At 73.0% G+C, this 15,189-nt stretch carries 11 protein-coding genes; 9 read left to right on the forward strand and 2 right to left on the reverse strand.

Features of this window, described 5'->3' with window-relative positions:
• Positions 1–80 precede the first annotated feature (80 nt).
• Positions 81–1,100, reverse strand: coding sequence for a Gfo/Idh/MocA family protein (locus EST54_RS23495; RefSeq protein ID WP_129249709.1), 1,020 nt, complete (start codon positions 1,098–1,100; stop codon positions 81–83).
• A 292-nt stretch (positions 1,101–1,392) separates the two neighbouring features.
• On the reverse strand, positions 1,393–2,313 hold the full coding sequence (locus EST54_RS23500) for a sugar phosphate isomerase/epimerase family protein (protein WP_129249710.1): 921 nt from the start codon (positions 2,311–2,313) through the stop codon (positions 1,393–1,395).
• Positions 2,314–2,876: 563 nt separating this feature from the next.
• Between EST54_RS23500 and iolC the strand changes: the two genes are divergently transcribed.
• From iolC to EST54_RS23545, 9 genes are all read left to right on the forward strand, one after another.
• Positions 2,877–3,869, forward strand: a complete 993-nt coding sequence (gene iolC, locus EST54_RS23505; protein ID WP_129249711.1) for a 5-dehydro-2-deoxygluconokinase — start codon at positions 2,877–2,879, stop codon at positions 3,867–3,869.
• Positions 3,870–3,975: 106 nt separating this feature from the next.
• Entirely contained in the window at positions 3,976–4,863 is an 888-nt protein-coding gene (locus tag EST54_RS23510) for a Cgl0159 family (beta/alpha)8-fold protein (protein WP_129249712.1), read from the forward strand.
• A 30-nt stretch (positions 4,864–4,893) separates the two neighbouring features.
• The gene (gene iolB, locus EST54_RS23515) at positions 4,894–5,787 is read left to right on the forward strand and encodes a 5-deoxy-glucuronate isomerase (protein WP_129249713.1); all 894 of its coding nucleotides are present in this window, start codon (positions 4,894–4,896) and stop codon (positions 5,785–5,787) included.
• Positions 5,784–7,667 carry a 3D-(3,5/4)-trihydroxycyclohexane-1,2-dione acylhydrolase (decyclizing) gene (gene iolD, locus EST54_RS23520; RefSeq protein ID WP_129249714.1) on the forward strand — a complete coding sequence of 628 codons (1,884 nt, stop codon included), beginning with the start codon at positions 5,784–5,786 and terminating at the stop codon, positions 7,665–7,667. Before iolB ends, iolD begins: the two co-directional genes overlap by 4 nt.
• A gap of 37 nt (positions 7,668–7,704) precedes the next feature.
• Positions 7,705–9,198, forward strand: a complete 1,494-nt coding sequence (locus EST54_RS23525) for a CoA-acylating methylmalonate-semialdehyde dehydrogenase (protein ID WP_129249715.1) — start codon at positions 7,705–7,707, stop codon at positions 9,196–9,198.
• Positions 9,199–9,449: 251 nt separating this feature from the next.
• Positions 9,450–10,586, forward strand: coding sequence for a hypothetical protein (locus EST54_RS23530; protein WP_239012368.1), 1,137 nt, complete (start codon positions 9,450–9,452; stop codon positions 10,584–10,586).
• 272 nt (positions 10,587–10,858) lie between these two features.
• Positions 10,859–11,422: a GNAT family N-acetyltransferase gene (locus EST54_RS23535; protein WP_129249716.1), complete on the forward strand. Its 564-nt coding sequence runs from the start codon at positions 10,859–10,861 to the stop codon at positions 11,420–11,422.
• A gap of 124 nt (positions 11,423–11,546) precedes the next feature.
• Positions 11,547–14,252, forward strand: coding sequence for an alpha/beta fold hydrolase (locus EST54_RS23540; RefSeq protein ID WP_129249717.1), 2,706 nt, complete (start codon positions 11,547–11,549; stop codon positions 14,250–14,252).
• Entirely contained in the window at positions 14,249–15,109 is an 861-nt protein-coding gene (locus EST54_RS23545) for an ABC transporter permease (RefSeq protein WP_129249718.1), read from the forward strand. The genes EST54_RS23540 and EST54_RS23545 overlap by 4 nt, the downstream gene beginning before the upstream one ends.
• Positions 15,110–15,189 lie beyond the last annotated feature (80 nt).

The raw sequence follows: 15,189 nt of genomic DNA on the forward strand, positions 1-15,189 counted from the left end.
GCGGTAGGGCGGCGGTGGGTGGGCGCGCGGGAGGACGGCGTCCGGCGGTGGGGCCTGCCTCGGCGGTACAGCGCCTGCCGTTAGCGGTACAGCGCCGGCCGCTCGATCAGTTCGACGGCCACCCGCTCGCCGGTGGCCTGCGCGAGCACGCCCGCCTCGCACACCGCGGCCGCCGCATAGCCGTCCCAGCAGCTGGGGCCCTCGACCTCGCCGCGCAGGGTGGCGCGCACCCAGCGCTGCACCTGCCGGTCGTAGGCCTCCTCGAAGCGCTCCACGAAGCCTGGGGGGATGGCGCCGCCCCAGTGGCCCGCGGTGTTGCTGAACACCCCGTGGTCGTCACCGATCCTGGCGGTGCCGCCCTCGCAGACCGCCTCACAGCTGACCTGGTAGCCGAAGCCGCAGTTGACGAAGAGCTCGGTGTCCACGACCCGGCCGCCCGCGGTCTCGAAGAGGATCAGCTGCGGGTCGCTGAGGCCCTCGGGGGCGTTCCCGGTGGGCGACGGGCGCAGCACCCGTACGGCCGTGATCTCGTCGTCCAGCAGCCAGCGGGTCACATCGATCTCGTGCACCACCGAGTCGTTGATCATCATCGCGTTGGTGAAGCCGGGCGGGGTGTCGGCGTTGCGGTGCTTGTTGTGCAGCATCAGCGGACGGCCGTAAGTGCCCTGGTCCAGCAGGGACTTGAGGCTGCGGTAGCCGGCGTCGTAGCGGCGCATGAAGCCCACCTGGACCCGGCGGTGCCCCAGCGCCCGCTCGGCCTCCAGCACGCGCAGCGCGGAGGCCGCGTCCGGCGTCAGCGGCTTCTCGCACAGCACCGGCAGATCGCGCGCGAAGGCATCCAGCAGCGTCGCCTCGTGTGCAGGGCCGGGTGAGGCGATCAGTACGGCGTCCACCCCGGGATCGTCCATGGCGGCGGCCGGGTCGGTGTAGGCGGTACACCCTTCGATGCGGTCGGCGAGATGCTTGACCCGGGCCGCGTCGATGTCGACCACGGCCGCCACCCGGGCGCCGCTGATCACCTCGTCGATCCGGCGTACGTGGTCGGCGCCCATGCGGCCGGTGCCGATGACCGCCACACCGAGGGTTCCGAGCGAAGTCATGTCGTCCTCACGTCCTTACGTGCTACAGAGTGTGATGTACCCTGGAAACTAATTACTCTCCGTAATCGTTGCCGGGGTATGAGGAGGCGTCACGAGGCGGGTGCAAGAGGCCTGGGGAGGTTCGGGAAGGCTGAGGGGAGCCCTGGGTGATCCAGGGGGGTTCAGGGAGGTCCAGGGGGTTGAGGGAAGCCCTGGGTGATCCAGGGTCACCCGGGCGGTCTGGGTGGTCCAGGGTCACTCGGGCGGCCTGGGTGGTCCCGTGTCGGTCCAGGGCGGTTCAGCTCACGGTGGATCAGGCGCCGCAGGACCGCAGGAAGCGCCGGGTCCGCTCGGCGATCGGGAACGGCTGGTCGGGCGGGCAGGGGTACATGTCCTGCTCGACGATGGCGAAGAGGTCGACGTTCAGCTCCTGGGCGGCCTCCAGGACGGGCGGCAGCGCGGGCACGCCCAGCGGCGGTTCGCACATCACACCCTGCTTGACGGCGGGCCCGAAGGGCGTGCCCTTGGCGACGACGTCGCCGAGGATGTCCGGGTCGACCTGCTTGAGATGGAGGTAGCCGATCCGCTCGCCGTAGGTGCGGATCAGCTTGACGCTGTCGCCGCCGCAGTAGGCGTAGTGGCCGGTGTCCAGGCAGAGGTTGACCAGGTCGGAGTCGGTGGCGTGCAGGAAGCGCTCGACGTGTTCCTCGGTGTCAATGTGGGTGTCGGCGTGCGGGTGCACCACGATGTCCAGCCCGAACTCGTCCCGTACGCGCTGGGCCAGCCGCTCCGTGCCGGTCGTCAGATGCGTCCACTGCTCGGCGGTCAGCTCGCGCGGCTCGATCTCCTCGGCCGTCTTGTCGTCCCGCCAGAAGGAGGGGATGACGACGAGGTGTCCCGCGCCCATCGCCTGGGTGAGGGTGGCGACCTCGGAGACGTGCGCCCAGGTCTTGTCCCATGCGGCCGGGCCGTGGTGCATGGAGGTGAAGATCGTGCCGGCCGAGACCTTCAGGCCGCGGCGGGCGATCTCGTCGCGGAGGACGGCGGGGTCGGTGGGCAGGTAGCCGTACGGGCCCAGCTCGATCCACTCGTAGCCGGCCTCGGCGACCTCGTCCAGAAAGCGCTGCCAGGGGACCTGCTGCTCGTCGTCGGGGAACCAGACTCCCCACGAGTCGGGTGCGGAACCGACGCGGAGGCGGTCCAGGACGGGCGGGGCGGCATGGGAAGCGGGCATGCTGCGGCTCTCCTCTCGCCGGTCGGCGGTGACCGGGAGGCGCTGGGGTGGGGTTGTGGGGCACAGCCTCTCTGTCGCCCCGGGGAGTGTCAAGACTTCGTCCTGACATAAGGACTTAAGGACTTTGTCACGCGGGGTGCGCCGGAGTGTGCGCCAAGCGGGCCGTGTTCCGGGGTGTGTGGCGAACGGGACGTGTTCCCGGGATGGTGCGTGCCGAGCGGCCGTGTTCCGGGGCGTGTGTCGAGCGGGCCGTGTTCCGGGTGTGCGCGGGCCGCCTCCCCCGTGCCCCGGGGTGCGTACGGGCCGCCCCCCTCGTGCTCCGGGGTGTGTGCGGGCCGCTCCCCCCCCCGTACTCCGTGGTGCGTGCGGCCCGCCCGCTCGGGTGCCCTCCGCTCCGCCGCCCCCATATGCGCCCCTTCCGCCGTCCCCGTATGTGTCCATCGCTCTCCTTGACATCAGTATGTAAGGACAAAGTATTGACAGGGTCTGACTCTCCCCGTTAGACCTTTCCTCAGAGCCGAACCCGCCGAACCCGCCGCGCCGGCTGACCCGAAGGGGCGCACATGACCGAGCCGTACGACCTGATCACCATGGGCCGCATCGGAGTGGACCTCTATCCGCTGCAGAGCGGTGTGCCGCTGGCCCAGGTCGAGACCTTCGGGAAGTTCCTCGGCGGATCCGCCACCAATGTCGCGGTCGCCGCGGCCCGGCTCGGCCGCCGCGGCGCGGTCATCAGCCGCACCGGGCGCGACCCGTTCGGCGACTACATCCACCAGGCGTTGCGCGACTTCGGGGTGGACGACCGCTGGGTGACCGCAGTCGACGCCTACCCGACGCCGGTCACCTTCTGCGAGATCTTCCCGCCGGACGACTTCCCGCTGTACTTCTACCGCCGCCCCAAGGCCCCCGACCTGGTCATCCGCCCCGAGGAGCTGGATCAGGACGCCATCGCGGCGGCCCGGATCTTCTGGATCACCGGTACCGGGCTGTGCGAGGAGCCCAGCCGCAGCGCCACGCTCGCCGCGCTCCAGGCTCGCGCCAAGGCGGGTACCACCGTCTTCGACCTCGACTGGCGGCCGATGTTCTGGGGCGGCGAGGGCGGCGCCTCCGGGGACGGCGGGGCGAGCGGTGCCGCGGCGATGGCCGCCGCCCGCCCGTATTACGAAGCCGCGCTGCGGCACGTGACCGTGGCGGTCGGCAATGTCGACGAGGCCGAGGTCGCCACCGGACTGCGCGAGCCCAAGGCCTGCGCCCAGGCGCTGCTGGACAAGGGCGTCGAACTCGCCGTCATCAAGCAGGGGCCCAAGGGCGTTCTCGCCGTCCATCGTGACGGGCGCACCGCCGAGGTCCCGCCCACCCCGGTCGAGGTCGTCAACGGCCTCGGCGCCGGTGACGCCTTCGGCGGCGCGCTCTGCCACGGTCTGCTGGCCGGCTGGGAGCTGGAGCCGATGATGCGCTACGCCAACGCCGCCGGAGCCCTCGTCGCCGGCCGGCTGGCCTGCTCCTCCGCGATGCCGACGGCCGACGAGGTCGACGCGTTCCTCGCGAGCCGGTGAGCACCATGGCCGCCCGGTGACCCCCGCGGCCGCCCGGTGACCCCCGTGGCCGCGCGTCGTGCGGTCCGCCCGCCCCACCTGTGCACTCAAGAAGGTGAGTTGAGCCTTGACTCCTCGGATCAGTGACCTCGCGACGCTGCGGGCCCGGCACCCCGAAGCCGTCGCGGAGGCCGCCGCCCGCCGCACCCGTCGCCCGCTCCTCGGCGACAGCGGCCGGCTGATGATCGTCGCTGCCGACCATCCGGCCCGCGGCGCGCTCGCCGTGGGGGACCGACAGCTCGCCATGGCCAACCGCCTCGACCTGCTGGAGCGTCTGGTGCTCGCGCTGTCGCGGCCGGGCGTGGACGGGGTGCTCGCCACCGCCGACATCCTGGAGGACCTGCTGCTGCTCGGCGCGCTCGAAGGCAAGGTCGTCATGGGGTCGATGAACCGCGGCGGCCTCGCGGGCGCCTCCTTCGAGATGGACGACCGGTTCACCGGGCACCGGCCGCAGGACCTGGCCCGCCTCCGGTTCGATGCCGGCAAGTTGCTGCTGCGCATCGACTACGCGGACCCCGGCTCGCTGACCACGATGGAGGCCACCGCCCGCGCCATCGACGCGATGGCCGAGCGCGAACTGCCGGTCTTCGTCGAGCCGTTCCTGTCCTCCCGGATAGAGGGCAGGGTCCGCAACGACCTCAGCGCCGAGGCCGTCATCCGCTCCGTCGCCATCGCCTCCGGCCTCGGCGGCACCTCGGCCTACACCTGGCTCAAGCTGCCGGTCACCGACGATCCCGAGGCGATGGCCCGGGTCTGCGAGAGCACGACACTGCCGACCGTGCTGCTCGGTGGCGACATCGGCAGCACCGTCCGCGACCAGGAAGCCGCCTACGAGAAGTGGCGCAAGGCGCTGCGGCTGCCGACGGTGCAGGGGCTGGTCGTGGGCCGCTCCCTGCTCTACCCCGCCGACGGGGACGTCGCCGCCGCGGTGGACACCGCCGTAGGCCTGCTGTGAACGCCGCGCATTCCGCAGGAGACTCGACATATGGGTACTGAATTCCACCTGAAGGCCACCACTGCCGCCGAGGGGCCGTACGCCCTGGACATCGACCCCGGGCGGGCCGGCTGGGGCTACTCCTCGCTGCGCGTCCTCGACCTGCCGCCCGGTGGCCACCACTCCTTCGCCACCGGCGACAGCGAATGGATCGTGCTGCCGCTGTCCGGCGGCTGCACGGTGCTGACCGATGACGGCGACGTCTTCGAACTCGCCGGGCGGGAGAGCGTGTTCAGCGGTGTCACGGACTTCGCGTACGTGCCGCGTGCCGCGCATGTGCAGATCGCCACCGGGGCGGGCGGCCGGTTCGCGCTCACCGGCGCCCGCTGCGAGCGGCGGCTGCCCGCCCGCTACGGTCCGGCCTCCGGCGTCCCCGTGGAGCTGCGCGGCACCGGCACCTGCTCCCGTCAGGTCAACAACTTCGGCGCGGCCGGCACCTTCGCGTGCGACCGGCTGATCGCGGTGGAAGTGCTCACCCCCGGCGGCAACTGGTCCTCCTACCCGCCGCACAAGCACGACGAGTGCCGCCCGGGGGAGGAGTCGGAGCTGGAGGAGATCTACTACTTCGAGATCGAGCCGGCGCACGGCACGGACGGTGTCGGCTATCAGCGGGTCAGCCCGTCCGGGCACGGCCGGGGCACCGATGTGCTGGCCGAGGTCCGCAGCGGCGACGCCGTCCTGATCCCCGACGGCTGGCACGGCCCGTCCATCGCCGCCCCCGGCCACGCCATGTACTACCTCAATGTGATGGCCGGCCCGGGCGAGACCCGCGAGTGGCTGATCTGCGATCACCCCGACCACGGCTGGATCCGCTCCACCTGGCCCGATCAGCCCGTCGACCCCCGCCTCCCCTTCTACGCAGCACCGGCAGGAGACGCCCGATGAACGCCCCGACGACACGCCGCCTGACGGTCGCGCAGGCCCTGGTCGAGTTCCTCGCCCACCAGTACACCGAGCGGGACGGCCGGCGCCGCCGGCTGATCGGCGCCTGCTGGGGCATCTTCGGCCACGGCAATGTCGCCGGCCTCGGCCAGGCCCTGCTGGAATCGGGCGAGGCGCTGCCGTACCTCCAGGGCCGCAACGAACAGGCCATGGTGCATGCCGCGGTCGGCTACGCCCGGCAGTGCGACCGGCTCTCCGCGCAGGCCGTCACCACCTCCATCGGCCCCGGCGCCACCAACCTCGTCACCGGCGCCGCGCTCGCCACCGTCAACCGCCTGCCGGTGCTGCTGCTGCCCGGCGACACCTTCGCGACCCGGCCGGCCGACCCGGTGCTCCAGCAGCTGGAGGTGCCGCACGCGGGCGACGTGTCGGTCAATGACGCGCTGCGGCCGGTCTCGCGCTACTTCGACCGGGTCACCCGTCCCGAGGCGCTGATCCCGGCCGCGCTGCAGGCCATGCGGGTGCTGGCCGACCCGGTCGACACCGGTGCCGTCACGCTCGCGCTGCCGCAGGACGTCCAGGCCGAGGCGTACGACTGGCCCGAGGAATTCTTCGCCGACCGGGTCTGGCGCGTCGCCCGGCCCGCCCCCGACGCCGACGCCCTCGCCGAGGCGGTCCGCCTCATCCGCGCTGCCCGCCGGCCGCTCCTGATCGCCGGCGGCGGCGTCCACCACTCCGAGGCCGAGGACGCGCTGCGCGCCTTCGCCGACGCCACCGGCATCCCGGTCGCGTCCACCCAGGCCGGCAAGGGCTCGCTGCGCCACGACCACCCCGCCGACGTCGGCGGCATCGGCCACACCGGCACCGCCACCGCCGACGGGCTGGGGCGGGAGGCCGACCTGGTCATCGGCGTCGGCACCCGCTACACCGACTTCACCACCGCTTCGTCGACGCTGTTCGCCGCGCCCGGTGTCCGCTTCCTCAACCTCAACATCGCTCCCTTCGACTCCCACAAGCTGGGTGCCACGGCCCTGGTCGCCGATGCCCGCGCCGGACTCGAAGCGCTCGGCAAGGAGCTGGCCGGACACCGCGTCGCGAAGGAGTACGAGGCCGGCTACACGGCGGCGAAGGCGGAGTGGGAGCGCCGGGTGGATTCCGCGTACGACGCCGGGGACGACTCCGCGCGGCCCTCCCAGACCCAGGTCCTCGGCCTGCTGGACGCGCTGGTCGACGACACCGACGTGCTCATCAACGCCGCCGGGTCCCTCCCCGGTGACCTGCACAAACTCTGGCGCGCCCGGTCCCGCAGGCAGTACCACCTCGAATACGGCTACTCCTGCATGGGCTATGAGATCCCCGCGGCGATCGGGGTCCGGCTGGCCGACCCGGACCGGCCGGTGTGGGCGCTGGTCGGCGACGGTACATACCTGATGAACCCCACTGAAATCGTCACCGCGGTCCAGGAGGGTCTCCCCTTCACCCTCGTCCTCCTCCAGAACCACGGCTACGCCTCCATCGGCGGCCTGTCCGAGCAGACCGGCGGTGAGCGCTTCGGGACGGCGTACCGCTTCCGGGCCGGGGACGGCAGGTACACGGGCGCGCCGCTGCCGGTCGATCTGGCCGCCAACGCCGCCTCGCTCGGCATGCACGTCCTCCGGGCGGCCACCGTCGGCGAGCTGCGTGCCGCGCTCGCCGAGGCGCGTGGCGCAAAGAGGCCCACATGTGTCTATGTCGAGACCGAAACGGCCGACACAGTGCCGGGCGCGCCGGAGGCGCAGGCCTGGTGGGATGTACCTGTTGCCGAGACCGCGACACGGCCGGCGGCCCTCGCCGCCCGCCAGGCGTACGACCGGCAGGCCGCCGGCCGTCGCCGTCACCTCTGACCACAGCCCGACGTCGTCACCCCGGAAAGGTCCCCGCATGAAGACCATCAACCACTGGATCGGCGGCAAGCCCGTCGAGGGCGTCTCCGGCAACTTCGGTCCGGTCTACAACCCGGCGACCGGTGCGCAGGAGAAGCAGGTCGCCTTCGCGTCGGCCGACGAGGTCGATGCGGCCGTCCGCGCCGCCAAGGAGGCGTTCGCGTCCTGGGGCACCAGTTCGCTGACCAAGCGCACCTCGGTGCTGTTCAAGTACCGCGAGCTGGTCGACGCCCACCGTGAGGAGATCGCCCGGCTGATCACCGCCGAGCACGGCAAGGTGCACTCCGACGCGCTGGGTGAGGTGGCCCGCGGTCTGGAGATCGTCGAGCTGGCCTGCGGTATTCCCGAGAAGCTCAAGGGCGAGCTGTCCACCCAGGTCTCCACCCGCGTCGATGTGGCGGCGATCCGCCAGTCGCTCGGTGTGGTGGCCGGCATCACGCCGTTCAACTTCCCGGCGATGGTGCCGATGTGGATGTTCCCGCTGGCCATCGCGTGCGGTAACACCTTCGTGCTCAAGCCGAGCGAGAAGGTGCCCAGCGCCGCGTTCAAGCTGGCCGAGCTGGCCGCCGAGGCGGGGCTGCCGGACGGCGTGCTGAACATCGTCAACGGTGACAAGGTGGCCGTCGACGCGATCCTGGAGCACCCGGACATCGCCGCGGTCTCCTTCGTCGGCTCCACGCCCATCGCCCGCTACATCCACACCACCGGCACCGCCAACGGCAAGCGCGTCCAGGCGCTGGGCGGCGCCAAGAACCACATGCTGGTCCTGCCGGACGCCGACCTCGATCTGGCCGCGGACTCCGCGATCAACGCCGCCTACGGCTCGGCCGGTGAGCGCTGCATGGCGATCTCCGTCGTCGTGGCCGTCGGGGAGACCGCCGACCCGCTGATCGGCAAGATCAAGGAGCGTGCCGACCGGCTGCGGATCGGCCCGGGCGACGACCCGGCCTCCGAGATGGGCCCGCTGATCACCAAGGTCCACCGCGACAAGGTCGCCTCGTACGTCACCGGCGCCGCGGCCCAGGGTGCCGATGTCGTCATCGACGGCACCGGCTACACCGTCGAGGGCTACGAGGACGGCCACTGGCTCGGGATCTCCCTCCTCGACCACGTCACGCCCGAGATGGACGCCTACCGCGACGAGATCTTCGGCCCGGTGCTGTCCGTGGTGCGGGTGGCGACGTATGACGAGGCCATCGCCCTGATGAACGGCTCTCCGTGGGGCAACGGCACCGCGATCTTCACCCGCGACGGCGGTGCGGCCCGCCGCTTCCAGCTGGAGGTCGAGGCCGGGATGGTCGGCGTGAACGTGCCGATCCCGGTGCCGGTCGGCTACCACTCCTTCGGCGGCTGGAAGGACTCGCTCTTCGGCGACCACCACATCTACGGCAACGACGGCGTGCACTTCTACACCCGCGGCAAGGTCGTCACCACCCGCTGGCCCGACCCGTCGGACGGCGGCATCAACCTGGGCTTCCCCAGCAACCACTGAGGGATGCCCGGACGGGTACCCCGACGAATGCCCTGACGGGTTCCCTGACGGACCCCCGGTCGGCTTCCTGCCGGCCGGGGGTCCGTGCCGTCCGGGGCTGTGCGCGCGTGCCTCGTGCCCGTGCACGCCGCGGGTGCCCGCGTACGACAGTGCCCCGTCCTGCGTGAGCGCGCCGGATCCCGGGCGGGATCGCGCCCCGGCGCGTTGTTACCGTGCTCCCTCGCCGAGCACGACGACAACCGGGGGACGAAATGCACCAATCCATGGCGCTCGCCAAGGGCGCCCGTATCACCGGCGGGATTTTCTGCCTGCTGTTCTTTCTCTTCACGGCCTGCTGGCTGGTGGTCGACCTGGGCGAGTTCGGGATCGGCGGGCTCTGGGATTCCTGGACCTTCCAGCACTCCGGCGGTACCAACCAGGTCACCACCCCCTTCCATGCCGGTCTCGCCCTCGTCCAGTTGGCGGCCGTGTTCACCGCCTTCGCCGGGCAGCGGGTGGCCGGTGGCCTGCTGGCCGTGGCCACCACCTTCACCTTCGCCACCGCGCTCCAGGCGGTGATCAGCACCGGCAGCCACACCAGCGACGAGCGCTGGTTCGTCCACGCCGAGAACGCCACCACGACCTTCGACGGCGTGTTCGTCAGCAGCCTGGGGGTGGTCCTGCTGTCGTTCGCCGCCGGTGTCGTGCTGCTCACCGGCCAGCGTTCCTGGCCGCGCGCGAAGCCCAGCGACCCTCCGGTGCGCCCGACCAGGACGGCCGGGACGGTGGCCGCTCTGCTGCTCGGGGCGATGGTGCTGGCCAATCTGGCGTGGCAGATCTACCTGCTGACACAGGGCGGTGGTTCCTTCACCACGTTCTATCTCGGCAAGGGCGTCCTCAGCTCGCTGCTCTGCCTGGCTCCCGGCTGGTCCGCGCTGGTCTTCCTGGTGCTGACCGCGCTGGCCGGGGTCAACGGCCTGATGCGCGGCGGTGCGGCGCGCGGGCTGGCCATCGGGCTGGCGGTCCTGTCGATGCCCAGCGCCCTGGTGGCCGTGATCGCGATGGCCGGCAACGGTGCCCTCTTCACCCTGAACGACGGCATGCCGGGCCTGAGCATCCTCAACGATCTCCAGCTGCTGCTGGACCTGCTCGGTTCGCCGGCCCTGCTGGCGCTGATGGCCCGCGGTGAGCCGGTCGCCGTCGCCTGGTACCCGCCGTCCGGGGCTCCGCAGTTCGCCGGCCCCGGCTTCGTCCCACCGCCCGGGCCGCAGGCCCCGCCCGCCTGGCAGTCGCCGGCCGGCCCGGTGCCCCCGGTCAGCGGCCCGCCGATGCCCCCGGCCGGTGCGCCGCCGGTGCCGCCCGGCAACCCGCCGTCCCCGCAGGGCGGGTTCGGGCCGCCGAGGTACTGACCGGCGACGGTTTCGGGCACTGCCCGCGGGTCCGCGAGGAGCGGCCGGCGGGACCACCGGGCGGCCGGCGAAAACAACTGTCCGCGGACACCGCCCGGTTGCTACCGTGCGGCGGCACCCGTGCCCCGGGTGCGACCCCTGCCGGACGAGGGAGGCTGAGGAATATGGCCCGCCAGATGCCTCTTCAGCATGCCTTTGTCCGGGCCGCCGCCTGATCCGGAGTCCGAGCGCCGGTGCGCGGCCCGGTCGTCGATCACGACCAGGAGTGACGCGTGTCTTCTTCCCTTCCCCCGCATTCCCGCGCCCCGCAGGGTCCCGGGATCTCCTCCCGCACCGCTGCCGCGCCCGACGGTGCGGATCTGTGGACCGCGCGGCTGCTGTTGCGGCCCTGGTCCGACGGTGAACTCGCCGCCGTCCTGGAGGGGACGCGGCAGCCGCACTGGGCCGCGGACTTCCCCGCGGACGGCGACCGGGTCATCGCCGGTTTCACCGCCGGCCACCCCGCCGCGCGCGGCGCCTACGGCCAGCGGCAGATCCTGGAGCGGGCGAGCGGTCTGGTGGTCGGCGGCATCGGATTGTTCTGGCCGCCGGCCGACGGCTCGGTCGAGTTCGGCTACGGCATCGTGCCGTCCCGGCGGGGCCGCGGTTACGCCTCCGAGGCCGCGCGGGCCCTGGTGGCGTTCGCCTTCACGGTGCCGGGCGTGCACACGGTGTGCGCGGACACCGAGCGGTCGAACCCGGCGTCCGGCCGCGTCCTGGAGAAGGCCGGACTGGAGCGCTGGAGCAGCGACGACACCCACGTGCGCTTCCGTCTGACGGCGCCCGCGCCGGCGTAAGGGCCCGGCCGGCCCCGTACCGCGTCCGCTGTACGGGGCCGGCGAACCCTACTCCCTGGGGAGGCCACCGGGTTCCGCCCGGGGGGCCGGGTGCCGGGCGGGGTCCGTCCCTAGGATTCAGGCCATGGAACTGCGAGGCCTCAGACTGCGTGGACGGCGCCTGTACGCCACCGTGGGCGCGCTGGCCGTCCTCATAGGAGGCGGCGGCACCTGGGCGGCCTCCACCTCGGACGCCGCGCCCGCCGTGCACCGGGAGGACCGGGTCATGACCATGCCGGAGAAGCCCGGCAGCGCGCGGCACGTACGGATCGACACCTCCTTCTTCACCGCGCCGGGGCACTCCGCAGGGCGTCGCCCCGCGGTGCTCCTCGCGCACGGCTTCGGCGCCACCAAGGCCAACCTCCGCCCCCAGGCCGAGCGGCTGGCCCGGGACGGATATGCCGTCCTGACCTGGTCGGCGCGCGGCTTCGGGAAGTCCACCGGGAAGATCGGGCTGAACGATCCGCGGGGCGAGGTCGCCGACGTGCGCCGGCTGATCGACTGGCTGGCCACTCGCCCGGAGGTCCAGCTCGACAAGGCGGGCGACCCCAGGGTGGGGGTCGCGGGCGGTTCCTACGGCGGCGCGATCTCGCTGCTGGCGGCCGGCTACGACCGGCGCGTGGACGCCATCGCCCCGCAGATCACGTACTGGAACCTGGCCGACGCGCTGTTCCCGCACGGGGTGTTCAAGAAGCTGTGGGCCGGGATCTTCTTCACCACCGGCTCGGCGGGCGCCCCCACCGGCTCCGCGGTCCGCCCGCCCGCCACGTCCGGCGGCTGCGGGAAGTTCGAGCCCGAGCTGTGCCGGATGTACGAGCGGGTGGCCGTCCGCGGCCGGCCGGACGCCGCGGCCCGCAGGCTCCTGGAGAGCCGCAGCCCGGTCGCCGTCGGCGACCGCATCAAGGTGCCGACGCTGCTGATGCAGGGCCAGACCGACTCGCTGTTCCCGCTCGACCAGGCCGATGACATCCGGAGGGCGGTCCGCCACAACGGCGCGCCCGTCGACGTCGACTGGATCGCCGGCGGGCACGACGGCGGGGACCGGGAGGTGGCCCGGCTGGAGGGCCGGACCAGGGCCTGGTTCGACCGCTATGTGAAGGGCGACCGGCACGCGGACACCGGGCCCGCGTTCCGGATCAGCCGCACCGGGGGAGTGGACGCCACCGACGGCACGGTGCGGACGCGCGGGGCCGGCGCGGACCGCTACCCGGGCCTGGACCACGCCCCGCGGCACATCCGCCTCGCCGGCCGCCCGCAGACCTTCGCCAACCCGCCCGGCGCCGGGCCGCCCGCCGTCTCCGCGGTGCCCGGCGTCGGCGCGCTCGGCAACCTCGCCTCGCTCGGCGCCGGCGGTCTGTCCCTGGACTTCGCCGGCCAGTACGCCGGTTTCGTCTCGGCGCCGCTGCGCACCCCCGTCCGTCTGACCGGCAGCCCCACCGCCACCGTGCACGTACGGTCCGACACCCCGGACGCGGTGCTGTTCGCGAAGGTCTACGACGTCGCGCCGGACGGCCGCCGCCAGGTGCTGCCGTCCCAGCTCGTCACGCCCTACCGCATCGAGGGCGCCCGCGAGGGCCGGACGGTGCGGCTGCGGCTGCCCGCCGTCGACCACGAGTTCGCGGCCGGCCACCGGCTGCGGCTGGTGCTGTCGGCCACCGACCTCGGCTACGCCTCGCCGGCCGAACCCGCCTCCTACACCGTCGCGTTGCCCGGCGGCGGCATCGAGGTGCCCACGGCGCCCGAGGTGCGCACCGCGCCCGCCGCGCTGCCCGCCTGGACCTGGGCGCTGCCCGCCGCGGCCGCCGTGGCCGCCGCGCTGATACTGCTCACCGGCCGCCGCCGGATCACGGCGCCGGCTCCCGACCCGGCGCTCGCCGAGGTCCCGTTGCAGATCAGCGGGCTGAGCAAGCGGTACGCGAAGTCGGCCGCGGGCTATGCCGTGCGGGACCTCTCCTTCCGGGTGGAGCAGGGGCAGGTGCTCGGACTGCTGGGGCCCAACGGAGCCGGCAAGACCACCACCCTGCGGATGCTGATGGGGCTGATCACGCCCGACGAGGGCGAGATCAGGATCTTCGGGCAGGCCGTGCGGCCGGGCGCCCCGGTGCTGTCGCGGGTCGGTGCGTTCGTCGAGGGGGCGGGCTTCCTGCCGCATCTGTCCGGCCGCGCCAACCTCGATCTGTACTGGCAGGCCACCGGCCGGCCCGCGGCCGACGCGCACCTCGACGAGGCACTGGAGATCGCCGGTCTCGGCGACGCGCTGGACCGCGCGGTACGCACCTACTCCCAGGGCATGCGGCAGCGGCTCGCGCTGGCCCAGGCCATGCTGGGGCTGCCGGAGCTGCTGATCCTCGACGAGCCGACCAACGGGCTCGACCCGCCGCAGATCCGGGCGATGCGGGACGTCATGATCCGCTACGCGGCCGCCGGACGCACCGTCATCGTCTCCAGCCATCTGCTGTCCGAGGTCGAGCAGAGCTGTACGCATCTGGTCGTCATGGACGGCGGGCGGCTGGTGCAGGCCGGGCCGGTCGCCGAGATCACCGGTTCCGGCGACACCCTGCTGGTCGGCGTCGCGGACGAGGTCTCCGACGCCGTCCTGGAGAAGGTGGACGCGCTGCCCGGTGTCGCCTCGGCCGTGCGCGCCGACGGCGGCCTGCTGGTCCGGCTGGACGGGGCCAGTGCCACCCAACTGCTCACCGAACTCCTCCGGTTGGAGATCGCGGTGGACCGCCTCGGCCCGCACCGCCGCCTGGAGGACGCCTTCCTCACCCTGATCGGAGGGGACCGATGACCGCGACCCCGGCGGCGCGGGCACCCGGCTACCGCCCGCGCCGCACCCTCCCGCTGCGCGTCGAGGCCCGCCGCCAGCTGCGCCGCCGGCGCACCCTGGTGGTGGCCGCGATCCTGACGCTGCTGCCGTTCGTGCTGGTGGTGGCGTTCGCGGTGGGCGGCGACCCGGGCGGCCGCAACAACGGCCGGATCACCCTGATGGACGGCGCCACCGCCTCCGGGGCCAACTTCGCGGCCACCGCCGTGTTCGTCTCGGCGGGCTTCCTGCTGGTGGTCCCGGTGGCGTTGTTCTGCGGGGACACGGTCGCCTCGGAGGCGAGCTGGGCCTCGCTGCGCTATCTGCTCGCCGCGCCGGTCCCGCGGGCGCGGCTGCTGCTGAGCAAGCTGACCGTGGGGCTGGTGTTCAGCGCCGCCGCGATGCTGCTGCTGCCGCTGGTCGCGCTGGGCGTCGGCACCGCCGCGTACGGCTGGGGGCCGCTGCAACTGCCCACCGGCGGCGCGCTGCCCGCGGGCGAGGCGGTGGCGCGGCTGGCGGTGGTCACCGGCTATGTCTTCGTCAGCCAGCTGGTCACCGCGGCGCTGGCGTTCTGGCTGTCGACGGTGACCGACGCGCCGCTGGGCGCGGTCGGCGGCGCCGTCGGGCTGACCATCGTCGGCAACGTCCTCGACCAGGTCACCGCGCTCGGCAGCTGGCGCGAGGCGCTGCCCGCCCACTGGCAGTTCTCCTGGGTGGACGCCCTCCAGCCCCGGCTGGAGTGGTCCGGGATGATCCAGGGCTCGGCGGTCTCGGTGTCCGCGGCGCTGGTGCTGTGCGCCCTGGCGTTCCGCGGCTTCGGCCGGAAGGACGTGGTGTCCTGACGGGGGGTGTCCTGACGGGGTGCCGGGAGGGCGAGAGGGGGCCGCGCGCGGTCACGGTACGGCCCCCGGGGCCGGCGAGC

Source organism: Streptomyces sioyaensis, from assembly GCF_004122735.1.
Taxonomy (GTDB): Bacteria; Actinomycetota; Actinomycetes; order Streptomycetales; family Streptomycetaceae; genus Streptomyces; species Streptomyces sioyaensis.

Coding starts and splice junctions, on each gene's coding strand:
- EST54_RS23545 (WP_129249718.1), top strand. CDS start 14,249: ATGACCGCGACCCCGGCGGCGCGGGCACCCGGCTACCGCCCGCGCCGC.
- EST54_RS23495 (WP_129249709.1), bottom strand. CDS start 1,100: ATGACTTCGCTCGGAACCCTCGGTGTGGCGGTCATCGGCACCGGCCGC.
- EST54_RS23540 (WP_129249717.1), top strand. CDS start 11,547: ATGGAACTGCGAGGCCTCAGACTGCGTGGACGGCGCCTGTACGCCACC.
- EST54_RS23525 (WP_129249715.1), top strand. CDS start 7,705: ATGAAGACCATCAACCACTGGATCGGCGGCAAGCCCGTCGAGGGCGTC.
- iolC (WP_129249711.1), top strand. CDS start 2,877: ATGACCGAGCCGTACGACCTGATCACCATGGGCCGCATCGGAGTGGAC.
- EST54_RS23500 (WP_129249710.1), bottom strand. CDS start 2,313: ATGCCCGCTTCCCATGCCGCCCCGCCCGTCCTGGACCGCCTCCGCGTC.
- iolB (WP_129249713.1), top strand. CDS start 4,894: ATGGGTACTGAATTCCACCTGAAGGCCACCACTGCCGCCGAGGGGCCG.
- EST54_RS23530 (WP_239012368.1), top strand. CDS start 9,450: ATGCACCAATCCATGGCGCTCGCCAAGGGCGCCCGTATCACCGGCGGG.
- iolD (WP_129249714.1), top strand. CDS start 5,784: ATGAACGCCCCGACGACACGCCGCCTGACGGTCGCGCAGGCCCTGGTC.